We start from the raw sequence: 16,475 nt of genomic DNA, 5'->3' as shown, positions 1-16,475 counted from the left end.
CTTCGCGGCCACTGCCGCGTCTCTGTTCTGAGAACGGTGTCCCGCACCGGGCGGTTCCGGATCGCACCCCTGAAACATCCCTGAGACACGTCCCCCAGTCGCCCCTGAGACGCCCGCGGACGCCCCCAGGCACCCGCTCGGCCGCTCGACCGCTCCTCGCAAAAAGATCAAGCGCGCCCGGGCAAGTGATGTACCCTCGACCACCCATCGAACTAGTCAAATTTGAGGAGCTGGCTCGTCATCGTGCACAGGGTTCCTGTGGAATCACCTCCCCGGATCGCCGAACTCGCCCGCCAGGGTGCCGTCTTCGTACCGGGCGATCCCGCACGCACCGGCCACGTCGCGTTCTGGCAGCCGGACGGCGGCGCTCCGTCCGGCGCTGGACCGAGCGGCGTCACAGACGTCGGCGAGGTCATCGGCGTCCTGGAGGACATCACCGTCGTCCGCTCCGGCGGAGACGCGGTCGGTTCCGTGCGGACACCCGCTCGCGTGGTCCCGCTGTACGCGGCGTTGCCACTGCTCACGCGCGCGCGTACGGTGCCGGACGCACACCGGTCCGTAGTCTTCTGGGGCGCGGCCGCACTGCTGGCCCTGCGGTTCGTGGCACGGGGCATGCTTCTGCCCGGACTCTCCAGTGGTGATCACGACGCCTGGCGGGTGGGCCCGCTGGGCCCTCGGGACCTCGAAGAGGTCAGCCGGCTCGCCGCGGCGATGCCTCCCGAGGCGCACGCGGTACCGCTCGACGACGGGCCCGCCCCACGCCTGCCCGCCCCGGAGGGGTTGCTGCGTGCCTTCCTGGACGCGGTCGCCGACACCCTGCCCCGCTCCCCCGCGGCGGCCCTCGTGACGGGCGGCGTCGCCTATGCCGTACGGGCGCCTCAGCACCTGACGGAACAACGGGCCTGGGCGGCCGATGTCGCCGCCGGCCACGACGCCGGGGTCCGTCTCTCGCTGCGGATCGAGGTGTCGGGTCCCGGGGACAGGCCCGAGCAACTGGCGCCCCACGACGAGCCGCCCGGTCAGGTGAACGCGGGCGGGACGGCGCCCCGGTTCCGGGCCGTACCTCAGGTGCACAGCGTGCGCGACCCCGCCCTCGTCACGGACGCCGCCGACGTGTGGGCGAACGCTGACGACGCGGACGGCGCGCTCGGCCCCCGCGCGCGGATGGACGCGCTGCTCGCCCTCCGCAGGGCGGCCCGGGCCTGGCCCGCCCTCTCGCCGCTGTTGTCGGCCGCCGTACCGGACGCCGTCGACCTCCTGGACGACGAGGTCGCCGAGCTTCTGGGCCAGGGCACGCGCGCGTTGGCCGCCGTCGGGGTGGAGGTGCACTGGCCGCGCGACCTGGTACGCACGCTGACCACCCGCGCGCAGATCGGGCCGGCCGACGACAGGCCGGGACGGGCCTACTCGGACACACCCTCGTCGCTGTCCGCCGACGCGCTGCTGACCCTCACCTGGTCCTTCGCCGTGGGCGAGCAGCACCTCACGCGCGAGGAGCTGGACCGGCTGGCGGAGGCGAGCCGTCCGGTGGTGCGGCTGCGCGACCAGTGGGTCCTGATCGACCCGGAGGAGGTCCGGCGGGCCCAGGCCCGGCAGGACCGCGAGGTGACCCCGATACATGCCCTGGGTGCCGCACTGACGGGCTCGGAGGAGGTCGACGGCCACCTGGTCGAGGTCCGGCCCACCGGCTGGCCCGCGGAGCTGCGGGATCGGCTGCGGGACGATCCCGCGCGGGAACTCGTGCCCCAGCCCCCGGCGCTCGCCGCCACGCTGCGTGACTACCAGCGGCGCGGCCTCGACCGGCTGGCCCGCACCACGTCCCTCGGCCTCGGGTGCTGCCTGGCCGACGACATGGGTCTCGGCAAGACGATCACCCTGATCGCCCTGCATCTGCACCGCCAAGGGGATGCGGCCTCCGCGGGCCCCACGCTGGTGGTGTGCCCGACCTCGCTCATGGGCAACTGGCAGCGTGAGATCGAGCGGTTCGCGCCCGGCACGCGCGTGCGCCGCTTCCACGGACCGCGTCGCGACCTGGCGGCACCGGCAACCGGCGACTTCGTCCTGACCACGTACGGCACTCTGCGGCTGGACGCTCCGCGGCTGGCGGAAGTGCCCTGGGGCCTGCTCGTGGCCGACGAGGCACAGCACGTGAAGAATCCCTACTCGGCGACCGCACGCGCCCTGCGGACCGTCGGCGCGCGCGCACGTGTGGCGCTCACCGGCACCCCCGTGGAGAACAACCTGTCGGAACTGTGGGCGATCCTCGACTGGACGACGCCGGGGCTGCTGGGCCGGCTGAGCGCCTTCCGGGCGCGCTATGCGCGATCCGTCGAGACCGGTACCGACCCGGTCGCGGCCGAGCGATTGTCCCGGCTGGTGGCGCCCTTCCTGCTGCGCCGCCGCAAGTCGGATCCGGGCATCGCCCCGGAGCTGCCCGCGAAGACGGAGACCGACCACCCGGTGGCGCTGACCGCGGAACAGACCGGCCTGTACGAGGCCGTCGCCCGGGAGACGCTCGCGGCGATCTCCGAGGCCGACGACATGGCCCGGCGCGGCCTGATCGTCAAGCTGCTCACCGGCCTCAAGCAGATCTGCGACCACCCCGCGCTGTACCTCAAGGAGGACCGTCCGGCACTCGCCGGGCGCTCGGGCAAGCTGGAGTTGCTCGACGAACTGCTGGACACCATCCTCGCCGAGGGAGCGAGCGTGCTGGTCTTCACGCAGTACGTCGGAATGGCACGGCTTGTCGAACGGCATCTGGCCGAGCGCGGGGTGGCCTCTCGGTTCCTGCACGGCGGGACGCCGGTCGCCGAGCGCGAGGCGATGGTGGAACGCTTCCAGAACGGCGAGGTCCCGGTGTTCCTGCTGTCGTTGAAAGCCGCCGGTACGGGGCTCAACCTGACCCGCGCCGAGCATGTCGTGCACTACGACCGCTGGTGGAACCCGGCCGTGGAGGCGCAGGCGACCGACCGTGCGCACCGCATCGGTCAGACCCGGCCGGTGCAGGTCCACCGGCTGATCGCGGAAGGCACGGTCGAGGACCGCATCGCGGACATGCTCGCGCGCAAGCAGCGGCTCGCCGACGCCGTGCTGGGCTCGGGCGAGGTGGCGTTCACGGAGCTGACGGACACCGAACTGGCCGAACTGGTGGAGCTGCGAGGGGGCATGGCATGAACAGGTACGACGAGGACACGCAGCGGACGTTCGCCGCGCTGCCGCCCGCGCACGGTCGCGGCTTCGCCGGGACCTGGTGGGGCCGGGCCTGGGTCGCCGCCCTCGAGGACGGCGCGCTGGACGCGGGGCAGGTGCGTGCCGGCCGCCGGCTCGCGCGCGCGGGCGCCGTGGGCGAGGTGTCGGTGGGCCCGGGCCGCATCACGGCGGTCGTGCGCGACCGGGACGGAACGGGGCACCGGGCCGATGTGCTGCTGGCGCGGTTCTCGGGTGCCCAGTGGGACCGTTTCCTGGACCTGACCGTCGAGCGGGCCGGTCATGTGGCGGCCCTGCTGGACCGGGAGGTGCCGTCCCAGCTGGTCGAGGACGCGGCGGCCGCCGGTGCGGAGCTGCTGCCCGGCCTCGGCGATCTGGAGGCCGAGTGCGACTGTGGTGCCTGGGACCACTGCGGGCACACGGCGGCGCTGTGCTACCTGGTGGCGCGGCTGCTGGACCAGGATCCGTTCGTGCTGCTGCTGTTGCGGGGCCGGCCCGAACAGGCCGTCCTGGACGGTCTCCAGGCCCGCAGTGCGGTCGCGCCCGCCTCGCCGGCGTCCGCGCCCGTGGCGGAAGGAGTCGACGCGGCCGAGGCCTTCTCGGCGGTTCAGCCGCCCCTGCCTCCGCCGCCGGAGTTGCCCGAGGGGCCCGGCACGCCGCCGTCGCTGGACACCGAGGCCCGGCCCGCGCCGGGCGTCGACCCGGCCGCGCTGGAGTTTCTGGCCGCGCGTACGGCGGTCGAGGCGCACCGCATGCTGGCGGAGGCGCTGCGCGGCTGGCAGGACCCCGAACCGCGGGAGTTGACGCTCGGCGAGGACGCGGTACGGCTCGCCGCCGGTTCCCCGGCTGCCGGTTTCCTCGCCGACACCACGGCGGTCGATGCCGGCCCGCCGTCGGTCGCCGACCGCCTCGCCGCCGGTTCGGGCCGCACCCCCGAAGCGCTGGCCCTGGCGGTTCGTGCCTGGCAGCACGGCGGCCCGGACGCGCTGTCGGTGCTGGAGGAGGAATGGACCGTACGGGGTGAGGCGCTCGTACGCGCGCGTGCGGCACTGGACTCGGCCTGGGAGGACGACGAACGGCCGGCGCTACGGGCGCGCGGCAACCGGTGGACGGCCGTCGGCGCACCCTGCCAGCTGCGGCTGGGCCGGGACGGCCGCTGGTGGCCCTACCGCAAGGAGCGCGGGCGCTGGGTGCCCGCCGGGGAACCGACCCGGGATCCGGCGACAGCCCTGTCATCGGCACGGCTCAGCGGGCAGGAAGGGGCGGCGTAGGGAGGTCGGCGGTGTTGGCTCCGGCCGGCGTGCCCAAGCATCGCGACGGCCGTTCGCTGCCGCCGATGTGACGTGGTCACCAGCGTGGGGCAGATCAGTGAGAACAAGCCGGCGGCTTCTCGCTCGGGCTGTTTCGCCCCGGGGCAGCTGCCCTGCCGGTTCTGCCGCGCCTGCACAGCCAACCCCCATCTGCTGATCACCCAGAAGACCGCCGTCGAACTCGGCCCGGCCGGCAGGTTCTGGAGCACCCGGGCCGCTCGCAACCCGACCGCCGTCCTCAACCGGCCCTGCGTTGACGGCCAGTTCGAAGAAGAGCACTCACCCGCGGCGTCGACCCACTCCACCTCGCACTGGCCTTCGGCATCGGACAGAAGGCAGCGATCCGCTACGCGGACTCGGCGCGGACGCTGTTGGAACAGAGCGCCGAGCACTGACCATGGCCCTGGGGAAAAGAGGTTGGCCCGGGCTGAGAGGACGCGAAAAATTGGGGCCATGCAGATTCGACAGGCAAGGCCGGTTGATGCGTCAGCGGTCGCCGGTGTCTACGTGCGCTCCTGGCAGGCGGCCTTTGCCGGTCTTGTTCCCCAGCACTACCTCGACGCAATGGACCCGAGCCGCGAAACGTCCGAGTGGGAGACACGGATCACGGAGGCACGGTGGCCATCGTCGGGGGTACTGGTAGCCGAAACCGAGGCCGGAATCGTCGGACTCGCGAGCTTCGGCCCGTCTCAGGACATTCCTGTCACCGCGGAAGTCGGCACTCTCTACGCGATGCCCCAGGTCTGGGGCACGGGGATCGGAAAGCAGCTGATGCTGGCCGCGTTGGCGGCCCTCGGACAGGCCGACTACACGCAGGCCACCTTGTGGGTTCTGGAGGACAACGCACGTGCCCGGCGCTTCTACGAAGCTGCCGGCTGGGGCGCGGACGGCACAGCCGTGGAGGACTCCACCGGCGGCGCCTCTCTCAGCAAGTTGCGCTACCGCCGCCCTCTTGACTAGCCCGCTCCCCGTTTCATCCGTCCACGAGGCCCTGAAGCGGCATGGTCGCGGGTTCGCATCGGACTCGCGGGTCCGATGCCGTTCGGCATGGCGACGGACATCTGCGTTCCCGGCGAGGACTTTTCAGTTCGCGTGAGCCCGCGGGACGCACGGCCCCGCCTTGGTTCCCGCACGAGCACCGTCGAACGGCGACCCGCCCGCACCGACCGCACCCGCCGCCCGTCCCCCGGGCGTACGCCGTCGCCAGGCGGCGGCTTCCCCACCCGTACGCAGTCGACAAGCGGCGGCGGGGCGGAAGCCGCTTCACGGCGACAGGGCGGAGAGTGACGGAAGCAACGACCGGATCTCCCCGGGCACCTCGGTCGGCAGCCCCGTCGGCAGCTCCGTCGGAAGCCGTGACGGCAAGGCGGTCGGCAGCGAGCTGGGCAGCAGCGTGGGCTGGCGGAAGGACGGCGCGGCGGCGGAGCCCGTGCTCCCGCCACCCCCGGCCGGCGGCTCGTCGCCAGACCCGTCGTGACCTCCGTGGACCAGCACGACGATCAGTACGACCGCCGCTATGGCGGCCAGCGCGACGAGCGCCATGAACGGCGGCTTCCGGCGGGGCGGGGGCGACCCGAATCCGCCGCCCTCGGAGGGCGGCGGGCCGGGTGGACTGGGCGGTACGGGCGGCGTGGCCATACCGTCCAGCCTGGCGAGCCGCCGCCCGTGACGCGACCCCGCGCGCGAAGTCCGTACCCCGCGCACGGAGTGCCGCCGGTGGTCAGCCGCGCGCGCCCAGCAGGTGATCCATGGCCAGCTGGTCGAGGCGCTCGAAGGCCATGCCGCGCGCGGCCGCCGCGTCCGCGTCGAACTCCTCGAAGGCGGACCGGTCGGCGAGCAGCGCCTGCAGGCCGTCGCCCGCGGTGGGCTCGGCGAGCTGGTCCAGGCGGGAGGCGCGCAGGGCCTGCTGGACCTCCGGGTCGGCGCGGAAGGCCGCCGCGCGCTCCTTGAGGATGAGGTAGTTGCGCATGCAGCCGGCGGCGGACGCCCACACACCGTCGAGGTCCTCGGTCCGCGGCGGCTTGAAGTCGAAGTGGCGCGGCCCGGTGTAGCCGGCGCTCTCCAGCAGGTCGACCAGCCAGAAGGCGGAGCGCAGGTCGCCGGCGCCGAAGCGCAGGTCCTGGTCGTACTTGATGCCGGACTGGCCGTTGAGGTCGATGTGGAAGAGCTTGCCCGCCCACAGGGCCTGCGCGATGCCGTGCGGGAAGTTCAGGCCGGCCATCTGCTCGTGGCCCACCTCCGGGTTGACGCCGTACAGCTCCGGGCGCTCCAGGCGCTCGATGAAGGCGAGGGCGTGGCCGACGGTGGGCAGCAGGATGTCGCCGCGCGGCTCGTTCGGCTTGGGCTCGATGGCGAAGCGGAGGTCGTAGCCCTGCGAGGTGACGTACTCGCCGAGCAGGTCGAACGCCTCCTTCATGCGGTCGAGGGCCACGCGCACGTCCTTGGCGGCGCCGGACTCGGCGCCCTCGCGGCCGCCCCAGGCGACGTAGGTACGGGCGCCCAGTTCCACCGCCAGGTCGATGTTGCGGACGGTCTTGCGCAGCGCGTAGCGGCGCACGTCGCGGTCGTTGGCGGTGAACGCGCCGTCCTTGAAGACCGGGTGGGTGAAGAGGTTGGTGGTGGCCATGGGCACGGTCATGCCGGTGCTGTCCAGGGCCTGGCGGAAGCGCTTGACGTGCGCCTCGCGCTCGGTGTCGGACGACCCGAAGGGGATCAGGTCGTCGTCGTGGAAGGTGACCCCGTAGGCGCCGAGCTCGGCCAGACGCTGCACGGTCTCGACCGGGTCGAGGGCGCGCCGGGTGGCGTCGCCGAACGGGTCCCTTCCCTGCCAGCCGACGGTCCACAGGCCGAAGGTGAACCTGTCCTCGGGGGTGGGCTGGTAGCTCACGCCGCGACTCCTTGCTTGCAGACTATTTCGTCATGGCGGTTTACAAATTAGTATGCGAACGCACCTCTGGGAAGACACATCCCGCAGAGCCGCGGAAAAAAGCTAGGAGAGCGCGATGTCAGCAGCCGAGGGTCCGCTCGTCGTCGGGGTGGACTCGTCCACCCAGTCCACCAAGGCGCTGGTCGTCGACGTGGCGACCGGCCGGGTCGTCGCGAGCGGCCAGGCCCCGCACACGGTGTCCTCCGGCGCCGGCCGGGAGAGCGACCCGCGCCATTGGTGGGAGGCCCTGGCCGAGGCGCTGCGCCAGTGCGGTGACGCCGCCCGCGAGGCGGCCGCGGTGTCGATCGGCGGGCAGCAGCACGGACTGGTCACCCTCGACGCGCACGGCGAGCCGGTCCGCCCGGCGCTGTTGTGGAACGACGTGCGCTCGGCCCCGCAGGCCCGCCGCCTGACCGAGGAGCTGGGCGGGGCGGCGTTCTGGGCGGAGCGCACCGGGTCGGTCCCGGCCGCCTCCTTCACGGTCACGAAGTGGGCCTGGCTGGCCGAGCACGAGCCGGAGGCGGTCCGCGCGACCAGGGCGGTGCGCCTCCCCCACGACTACCTCACCGAGCGGCTGACCGGGGTGGGCACGACCGACCGCGGCGACGCCTCCGGCACCGGCTGGTGGGCGTCCGGGACCGAGGCGTACGACGCGGAGATCCTCGCCCAGGTGGGCCTGGACCCGGCGCTTCTGCCCAGGGTGGTGCGTCCCGGTGAGGTCGCGGGCACCGTACGCGACAGCCATGACCTGCCGTTCTCCAAGGGCACCCTGGTCGCGCCGGGCACCGGCGACAACGCGGCGGCGGCGCTGGGCCTCGGGCTGCGGCCCGGCACGCCCGTCCTGAGTCTCGGCACCTCGGGCACGGTCTACGCGGTGTCGAAGCGGCGCCCCGCCGACCCGACCGGCACCGTGGCGGGTTTCGCCGACGCCCACGGCGACTGGCTGCCGCTGGCCTGCACCCTGAACTGCACCCTCGCCGTCGACCGGCTCGCCGCCCTGCTCGGCCTGGACCGCGAGGCCGTGGAGCCGGCCCGCGGGGTGACCCTCCTTCCCTACCTGGACGGCGAGCGCACCCCCAACCTGCCGAACGCCTCGGGCCTGCTGCACGGCCTGCGTCACGACACCACGGCCGGGCAACTGCTCCAGGCCGCCTACGACGGTGCCGTACACGCGCTGCTCGGCGCGCTCGACCTCGTGCTCGACGAGGACGCCGACCGTTCCGCGCCACTGCTGCTGATCGGGGGCGGCGCCCGGGGCACGGCGTGGCAGCAGACCGTACGCCGCCTGTCCGGCCGTCCGGTCCAGGTGCCGGAGGCGAAGGAGCTGGTGGCGTTGGGGGCCGCCGCGCAGGCCGCCGGGCTGCTGACCGGCGAGGACCCGGCCGCCGTCGCCCGGCGCTGGAACACCGCGAGCGGTCCGGTCCTGGACGCCGTGGAACGGGACGAGGAAGCCCTGGCCAGGATCTCCGGGGTACTCTCCGACGCGGCCCCGCTGCTGGACCGAGGCACCGGGGTTCAGACGCGACCCGAGGACTGACGCGAGGATGACCGCACCGCCGCACGAGGCCCGGCCGACCAGCCCCGGGCGGGCACTGCCCGACACGCAGCAGGGCATGCGCCGACGCAACCTCGCGCGCGTGATGCACGCCGTCAGTGCCGAGGGCCAGCTGTCCCGGGCGGCGGTCGCCTCGCGCATCGGGCTGACCCGGGCGGCGGTGTCCACCCTCGTCGACGAGCTCATACGCACCGGCCTGCTGGAAGAGCTGGGCCCTGAGCGCCCCGGCCGGGTGGGCCGGCCCGGATCGGCCCTCGCCGTGAGCGGTCGCGGGCCCGCCGGGATCGGCGCCGAGGTGGGCGTCGACCATCTCGCGGTCTGTGCGGTCGACCTGCGGGGCGAGGTACGGGCGCGCGCCGTACGCCACGGCACGAACCGGGGCCGCGCGCCCGAGCCGGTGATCGCGGAACTGACCGGTCTGATCCACGAGGTCGTCGCCACGGCCGAGGACGAGGGGCTGTGGCCCGCCGGGCTCGCGGTCGCCGTTCCCGGGCTGGTGGGCCGCGACGCCCGCACCGTCGTCCGCGCTCCGAACCTGGGCTGGCACGACACCGACCTCGGCGCCCTGCTGCCCGGCGACCACCCCTTGACCGTCGACAACGAGGCCAACTTCGGCGCGCTCGCCGAGCTCTGGCTCGGACAGGACACGCCGCGGGACTTCCTGCACGTGTCGGCGGAGATCGGTATCGGTGGCGCGGTCGTGGTGGACGGAAGCCTGCTGCGCGGCACCCGGGGCTTCGCGGGCGAACTGGGGCATGTGCCCGTCCACCCGGACGGCCCGGAGTGCGTCTGCGGCGGCCGTGGCTGCCTGGAGCAGTACGCCGGTGAGGAGGCGGTGCTGCGGGCGGCCGGCCTGGAGCTCGGCGAGGACCGCGTCGGGCTGCTCGCGGGACGCGCCACCGACGGCGACGAGGACGTACGCAGGTCCCTGCGCGACGCGGGCACGGCGCTCGGCGTGGCGCTGACCGGGGCGGTGAACCTGCTGGACCCGGAGGCCGTGGTGCTCGGCGGTGCGCTGGCGGAGCTGGCGCCGTGGCTGCTGCCGTCGCTGGAGGCGGAGCTGGACCGGCGGACGGCGGGGCCCGTGTGCCCGGTGTCGGTGTCCGGGCTCGGCCCGCAGGGGCCGCTGCTGGGAGCGGCGCACTCCGTGGCGCGGGGGGTACTGGACGATCCGGCGGCGGTGGCCGGGGGCCGCAAGGGCTGAGAACCCGGGCCGTCGAGTCCCGGCCGCGGCGCGCTCCGTGGCGCGGACGGGACCGCGGCGCGCTCCGTGGCGCGCGGGGAGTACTGGACGATCCGGCGGCGGTGGCCGGGGGCCGCAGAGGCTGATAAGCCGGGCCGTCGAGTCCTGGCCGCGGCTCACTTCGGGCTCTCTCCGACCGGTCACGCCCGTCGAAACGGTTGTCGGCGCGCGCCCCCGGGACGACGATGTCCCCAGCCGTATCGCTGTCCGGGAGGCCGACTTGACCGATCCCTGGGTGGCCCTGGAGCCGGGGGCCGACCCTGCCGAGCGCCTACGGATCCTGCGGCGCGCGCACGAGACGTTCACCGAGGCGGGTACGGTGCCGCGGCCGGTGCGGGCCGTGGTGGCCGACTCCTGGCGCCGGTCCGCGCGGGCCGGTGTCGGGCCGGAAGCCGATGTGAGCGTGGAACTGGCCGACGGCGACCTCGCGGCCTATCGGGCGGAGCATCCGCTCGCGCGGGTGATGCCGCTGTTCCGGGAGCTGATGGGCACGTTCGCGGTCGACGGGGAGCACCTCCTGGCGGTGTGCGACGCGCGCGGCAGGCTGCTGTGGGTCGAGGGCCACCCGGCGACGCGCCGGCTGGCGGCGCGGATGAACTTCGTGCCGGGGGCGCGCTGGGCGGAGAGCGCGGTCGGCACCAACGCGCCGGGCACGGCCGTCGCCGTGGACCGCCCGGTGCAGGTGTTCGCGGCCGAGCACTTCGTCCGGCAGGTCCAGCCGTGGACGTGCGCGGCGGCGCCGGTGCACGATCCGCGCACCGGCAGGGTGCTGGGCGCGGTGGACATCACCGGCGGCGACGGGCTGGCACACCCGCACAGCCTGGGTTTCGTGCGGGCGGTGGCCCGGGCCGCCGAGTCGCAGCTGGCGCTGCTCGCCCCGGCGCGTCCCCTGGTCGACGCCCCGGAGCTGACCGTGCTGGGCCGCGACGAGGCCCGGCTCGTCGTGGACGGCCGCACGCTCAGGCTGAGCCGGCGGCACAGCGAGATCGTGGTGCTGCTGGCCCGGCACCCGGAGGGGCTGAGCGGGGACGAGCTGATGTGCGCCCTGTACGAGGACGAGTCGGTGACGCCGGTGACGCTGCGCGCCGAGCTCGCCCGGCTGCGCGGGGTGCTGGGGCCCGGCGCGGGGTCCGGGCTGCTGGCGTCGCGGCCGTACCGGCTGACGGTTCCGGTCACGTCGGACGTCGCGGTGGTGGAACGGCGGCTGGCGGCCGGCGGGGTCACGGCGGCGGCCGCCGCGTACGCCGGACCGCTGCTGCCGGCCTCGCAGGCCCCCGCCGTCGTCCGCCTGCGGGAGCGTCTCGCGGACGGCCTGCGCGCGGCTCTGATCTCCCACGCCGACCCGGATCTGCTGGCCGACTGGGCCCATGCGCCCTGGGGGGAGGAGGACCTCGACGTATGGCGGGCCCTGGCGGTCGTCCGCCCCACGGCCGCGGTACGGGCTCGCCTCAGCGCCCTGGAGTCCGAGCTGACCGCCCCGACGGGGTGGTCGGCGAAGCCGTGAACGGCGGACAGGCGGGGACGAGGGCGGGGCGGGGACGACAGCGGGGACCGGGAGGACAGCAGGGGGGCGTGGCGATGATCCCGGTCGTGACGGTGGGGCAGCAAGGCCGACGGGGCACGGACCGTCGTGCAACGTACCCGCAACCTCCCTCTGCCTAGCCTCGCGTCGAGAGCTGCCCAACGGCGGGCAGCGCCGCTGAGGAGGCACCCGCATGACCCGCTACGCCGCACCCAACACCGAGGGCGCGCTCGTCTCCTACCAGACGCGCTACGACCACTTCATCGGCGGCGAGTACGTGCCGCCGGCCCGCGGCCAGTACTTCGAGAACCCGAGCCCGGTGACCGGACAGCCGTTCACGGAGGTGGCGCGGGGGACGGCCGAGGACGTGGAGAAGGCGCTGGACGCGGCCCACGCGGCGGCCCCCGAGTGGGGCCGCAGGTCGGCCACGGAACGCTCCGACATCCTGCTGAGGATCGCCGACCGCATGGAGGCGCACCTGGAGCCGCTGGCGGTGGCGGAGAGCTGGGAGAACGGCAAGCCGGTCAGGGAGACGCTGGCCGCCGACATCCCGCTGGCCATCGACCACTTCCGCTACTTCGCCGGTGCGGTGCGCGCGCAGGAGGGCTCGCTCAGCGAGGTGGACCAGGACACGGTGGCGTACCACTTCCACGAGCCGCTGGGCGTGGTGGCGCAGATCATCCCGTGGAACTTCCCGATCCTGATGGCCGCCTGGAAGCTCGCCCCGGCGCTCGCCGCCGGGAACGCGGTCGTGCTCAAGCCGGCCGAGCAGACGCCGGTGTCCATCCACTACTGGATGAGCCTGATCGCCGACCTGCTGCCGGCGGGGGTGGTGAACATCGTCAACGGGTTCGGCCCGGAGGCGGGCAAGCCGCTGGCGTCGAGCCCGCGGGTGGCGAAGGTCGCGTTCACCGGTGAGACGTCGACGGGCCGGCTGATCATGCAGTACGCGGCGGAGAACCTGAAGCCGGTCACCCTGGAGCTGGGCGGGAAGTCACCGAACATCTTCTTCGACGACGTGTGGGAGAAGGACGACGAACTGCGGGACAAGGCCCTGGAGGGCTTCACGATGTTCGCGCTGAACCAGGGGGAGGTGTGCACCTGTCCGTCGCGCGGGCTGATCCAGAGCGGCAACTACCCCGACTTCCTGGCGGCGGCCGTCGCCCGCACCGAACTGATCAGGCCCGGGCATCCGCTGGACACCGACACCATGATCGGCGCCCAGGCGTCGGGCGAGCAGCTCGCCAAGATCCTCTCGTACATCGACATCGGCCGAAACGAGGGGGCGAAGGTACTCACGGGCGGCGAACGCGCCGAACTCGACGGTGACCTGAAGGGCGGCTACTACGTCCGGCCGACCATCTTCGAGGGCGACAACCGGATGCGGGTCTTCCAGGAGGAGATCTTCGGCCCCGTCGTCTCGGTCGCCTCCTTCGACGACTTCGACGACGCCATCAAGATCGCCAACGACACGGCGTACGGTCTGGGCGCCGGCGTCTGGACCCGCGACGTCAACACGGCCTACCGGGCGGGCCGCGCCATCCAGGCGGGCCGCGTCTGGACGAACTGCTACCACGCCTACCCGGCACACGCGGCGTTCGGCGGCTACAAGCAGTCCGGGATCGGCCGCGAGACACACAAGATGATGCTGGAGCACTACCAGCAGACGAAGAATCTGCTGGTGTCGTATTCGCCGAAGAAGCTGGGCTTCTTCTAGACACATGCGAAAAGGCGCCTGACCTGGGTTTTCACCCGTCAGGCGCCCTTCGTTGCCACCCGCTCTCGACCGGCCCGGCTTGCGCGCTAACTCCCAATTCCTCCCGCGACTGCACCCCTCCTGACCAGTGCTTCCGGACCAGTCACGGACCAAACCCCCGGTTCAGCCCTCGGGTACGTCACCTTGGCTGACACGCTGCCACTCGTTCATGGACTGCTCGATGAGACGGTTCGCCTGCTCTCGAAGGCCGTCAAGGAACTTGGCGTAGTGGCGAAAGAGAACCTCGATGCTCTGGCCGGCGCGGCGGGCGCACTCGGCCGGGTCCACTCCGGAGTAGAGCCAGAACGAGATCCCGGCGTGACGGAGATCGTAAGGCCGCTTGGCCAGGCGAGAAGTGCGCTCAGTACGGGTCAGGGCGTATTCCCGGGCCCGCGCCCATGTGATGCCGTAGGCGGCAGCGTCCACGTAGTTGCCGGCCTGGTTCCGGAAAAGTCGACCGTCGGGTGCCACGTCGAACCGATTCACATGGGCACGCAGCATGCGTACGAACTGCGGCGGGATGGGAACAGGCCGCGTCGCGCTTGCCGCGCGACGCTTGAGCGAGTGCACCTCGTGCACCTCCCCGTCGTCGGTCCACTCCTTACCAGACGTGACGACCCCGCCCGAGAGGTTCAGCATCCCCCATCCCGTCTTTGGCAAGTGGCATTGATCGATCCGAAGGTGGATGACCTCAGCTGGCCGCATAGCCGCGAAGTACATGCAACCGAAGAATGCTTCAAGATGAGGACCCCGCCCCCGCTGGCGAGCAACGGCCTCGAGTAGCCGAAGCACCTGGGCCGGATTGGGAACGGCGGCCGGATCCACCTCCTCATTGACTGCTGGCGCTTGCCACCGGAGCCCCTTGAGGGGGTTCTCAGCGAAGTACCCCTTCTCCACCGCAGTGTTGAGAGCTTCGTTGAACGCAGCCCTCTTGCGTCGGGCTGTTTTAGCCGCAGCCGCCTTGCCGTCCAGCTTGCGGCACATCGCATCGAGGGCCCGCCTCAGAACGTCGGCTTCCGCGAGGGCGCTGACCGGCAGCGAGTTGCGCTTCATCCAGTCCAGCGCGTGGAGCCACTCCTCGATGGGCTCGCACTCCCAGGCTTTCTTGTTGAATGCCCACGAGTACAGGGCACGCCGCAGTACCCGCGGATCGGGATACGCTGCGCCGGGGCGTACCAGGGCGGGCGTGACCGTAGCGAAGGCATCAGCCAGAGTGCGGCGGGTGTTCCCTGGCGTGCGCTCCCATCTTTGCTCGATGTATTCGTGCACCAGGTCGTACCACGTAGTGCGCTGCTTGATGGCCCGCAACTCGGATGCCGGCAGACCTGTGTGCTCGTCAAACGGCTCACCCTCGCGCGCAGCTGTCATCAGCTTCGCACGCCGGCTGTCAGCAAGCGCGAACGCGATGAAGGACTCAGACTTCTCTCGCCCGTTAACCGTCCACCGAATCTGGAAAGGCTTGCGCCGGCCGGGGCGCTCACGTATCTCCCAGAATCGGACGTTATAACTCATCGCCATCCAGGCGTATCCCTTTCGCACGCATCCCACCACGCATCCAGATCGGCGCGGCGGCAGCGCAGTTCACCATTGGGCAGCTTGATCATTCGGGGTGCCTGACCGCGAGCGCGCAGGCGATAGAAAGCCGACGGACTCATCCTGATTTCCGCTAGGACCTCGGCGAGCTTGAGCGCAGGTGGACGAGCCATTGATGTTTCCTCGGATGTTCCAGATATTTCGGCGGCCCAAGCAGCAGTGCTCGACTTGCACCCACTCCGCCGCAACTGATGGGCAAACTCTGTCAGTTACGGGGACTACTGGTCGCCGACATGAAGGGCCATGGTGTCCGAACGGCTCCACCTACAAGCACAGCCGCTGAGAACACCTCAATGGTCGTCACGATCGCCGGTTTGGCCAACCGGCGATCGTGGTCTATGTTGCGCCCCGCAGGGCAACTCACGGACGATTGCAACGGACGAAACACAGGGGGCCAGTCGGCGCGATCGGAGAACGAGGCCGCGCCGTCCGTCACGAACACCCCGAGTCCGTTGTCAACGCGGTCGCACAAACACAGAGGCACAGCGCCGGGGAGGATCGGCGCAATCCTCTCGCTCCGATGTGGTCCATACGTTCAGGGCGCCAAGTGTCAAGCAGATGGGGGCGTTGAATCGGACCGATCGGAGATCGGCATTCGACAGGGGTGCTCCTTGGGTCAGGGCCTCCGCAATGAGGCCGAGCAGCGCGAGGTGTCGGACACCGTCATGGCCGACGTGCAGGTCGGCCTGGAATCCTGAATCCCGCCACTGACCTGGTATTTTTCGGGACGTTGTACGTTGACATATTCCCAAAGGAGGTTCCAGCCCTTCGGGGCTATTTCTCGTCTGCCGTGGGCGAATGCCGAGCCGCGGGAAGACCAACCGAAAGACGCAGGGGGCGTTCCGTCGGAGAAGAAGGGGCAAGGCGTGCTCCTCCTTCACCTGACTCGGTCGCACCGTGATGTCGATGTGCACGATGCCAAGGACCAGTCCGGACGAGCGGCCGACAACCTCCGAAAACAAGGCGGCGGAAGTCGCCGGCTACGCTGCAGACATACCAGTGGACGGCGCAGGCAATTGGGGAGCGAAGTGAAACTGAAGAGCTACAACATCTGAGTGTCGGAGTGTTCGTGAGGGTTACATGGATCCCTCTCCAGTTCCAGGGTCACGGCGCTGCACGGCCATGCAGGCAGCGACACGGTGGTACTGAGCCTGTGCTTGCCACTCGGTCGCGTGGCCTCATACGTAGGTCGCCATGCGCAACTCGCGAGCGAGGAACCCGTATCCTTCGCACCTCGGTGACGTCCGTGCCGTACGTCTCGCGAAACTGGGCGTACTCGGTCTCGGTGGCCGCGTCGGCCGTCGTCATCTCCGCGGCCATAGAGTCAAGATCCTACTCCGACGGCACGACCGAGACCCGCTTG

General features: G+C 71.8%; 11 protein-coding genes. 7 read left to right on the top strand and 4 right to left on the bottom strand.

The features are described 5' to 3' along the window. Positions 1–243: 243 nt before the first annotated feature. The 3 genes from AC3ET3_RS18225 to AC3ET3_RS18215 all read left to right on the top strand — a co-directional run bounded on the left by AC3ET3_RS18225 (position 244) and on the right by AC3ET3_RS18215 (position 5,477). The gene (locus tag AC3ET3_RS18225; RefSeq protein ID WP_435612474.1) at positions 244–3,174 is read left to right on the top strand and encodes a DEAD/DEAH box helicase; all 2,931 of its coding nucleotides are present in this window, start codon (positions 244–246) and stop codon (positions 3,172–3,174) included. Continuing rightward, positions 3,171–4,478, top strand: coding sequence for an SWF or SNF family helicase (locus AC3ET3_RS18220; protein ID WP_432136102.1), 1,308 nt, complete (start codon positions 3,171–3,173; stop codon positions 4,476–4,478). The genes AC3ET3_RS18225 and AC3ET3_RS18220 overlap by 4 nt, the downstream gene beginning before the upstream one ends. Positions 4,479–4,970: 492 nt before the next feature. Next, positions 4,971–5,477: a GNAT family N-acetyltransferase gene (locus AC3ET3_RS18215; RefSeq protein WP_432136101.1), complete on the top strand. Its 507-nt coding sequence runs from the start codon at positions 4,971–4,973 to the stop codon at positions 5,475–5,477. 303 nt (positions 5,478–5,780) lie between these two features. On the opposite strand, the gene AC3ET3_RS18210 is transcribed toward AC3ET3_RS18215, so the two are convergent. Together AC3ET3_RS18210 and xylA are read right to left on the bottom strand one after the other, a co-directional pair. Continuing rightward, positions 5,781–6,155: a hypothetical protein gene (locus AC3ET3_RS18210; RefSeq protein ID WP_432136100.1), complete on the bottom strand. Its 375-nt coding sequence runs from the start codon at positions 6,153–6,155 to the stop codon at positions 5,781–5,783. 82 nt (positions 6,156–6,237) lie between these two features. Further along, entirely contained in the window at positions 6,238–7,404 is a 1,167-nt protein-coding gene (xylA, locus tag AC3ET3_RS18205) for a xylose isomerase (protein WP_432136099.1), read from the bottom strand. A 115-nt stretch (positions 7,405–7,519) separates the two neighbouring features. Here xylA and xylB point away from each other — a divergent pair, with 115 nt between their 5' ends. From xylB to exaC, 4 genes are all read left to right on the top strand, one after another. Beyond that, complete coding sequence (gene xylB, locus AC3ET3_RS18200; RefSeq protein WP_432136098.1) at positions 7,520–8,980, top strand: xylulokinase; 1,461 nt, start codon at positions 7,520–7,522, stop codon at positions 8,978–8,980. Positions 8,981–8,987: 7 nt separating this feature from the next. Next, positions 8,988–10,202: an ROK family protein gene (locus AC3ET3_RS18195; RefSeq protein WP_432136097.1), complete on the top strand. Its 1,215-nt coding sequence runs from the start codon at positions 8,988–8,990 to the stop codon at positions 10,200–10,202. Positions 10,203–10,461: 259 nt separating this feature from the next. Then, positions 10,462–11,745, top strand: a complete 1,284-nt coding sequence (locus AC3ET3_RS18190; RefSeq protein ID WP_432136096.1) for a GAF domain-containing protein — start codon at positions 10,462–10,464, stop codon at positions 11,743–11,745. A 211-nt stretch (positions 11,746–11,956) separates the two neighbouring features. After that, positions 11,957–13,480: an acetaldehyde dehydrogenase ExaC gene (gene exaC / locus AC3ET3_RS18185; RefSeq protein WP_432136095.1), complete on the top strand. Its 1,524-nt coding sequence runs from the start codon at positions 11,957–11,959 to the stop codon at positions 13,478–13,480. Positions 13,481–13,642: 162 nt separating this feature from the next. On the opposite strand, the gene AC3ET3_RS18180 is transcribed toward exaC, so the two are convergent. Beyond that, positions 13,643–15,037: a tyrosine-type recombinase/integrase gene (locus AC3ET3_RS18180; RefSeq protein ID WP_435612473.1), complete on the bottom strand. Its 1,395-nt coding sequence runs from the start codon at positions 15,035–15,037 to the stop codon at positions 13,643–13,645. Next, positions 15,028–15,225 (bottom strand): helix-turn-helix transcriptional regulator, encoded by a 198-nt coding sequence (locus AC3ET3_RS18175; protein WP_073946053.1) that lies wholly within the window; start codon positions 15,223–15,225, stop codon positions 15,028–15,030. Before AC3ET3_RS18175 ends, AC3ET3_RS18180 begins: the two co-directional genes overlap by 10 nt. Positions 15,226–16,475 lie beyond the last annotated feature (1,250 nt).

This window comes from Streptomyces sp. bgisy159, assembly GCF_057707805.1.
This window is presented reverse-complemented; position numbering and strand designations above follow the sequence as displayed.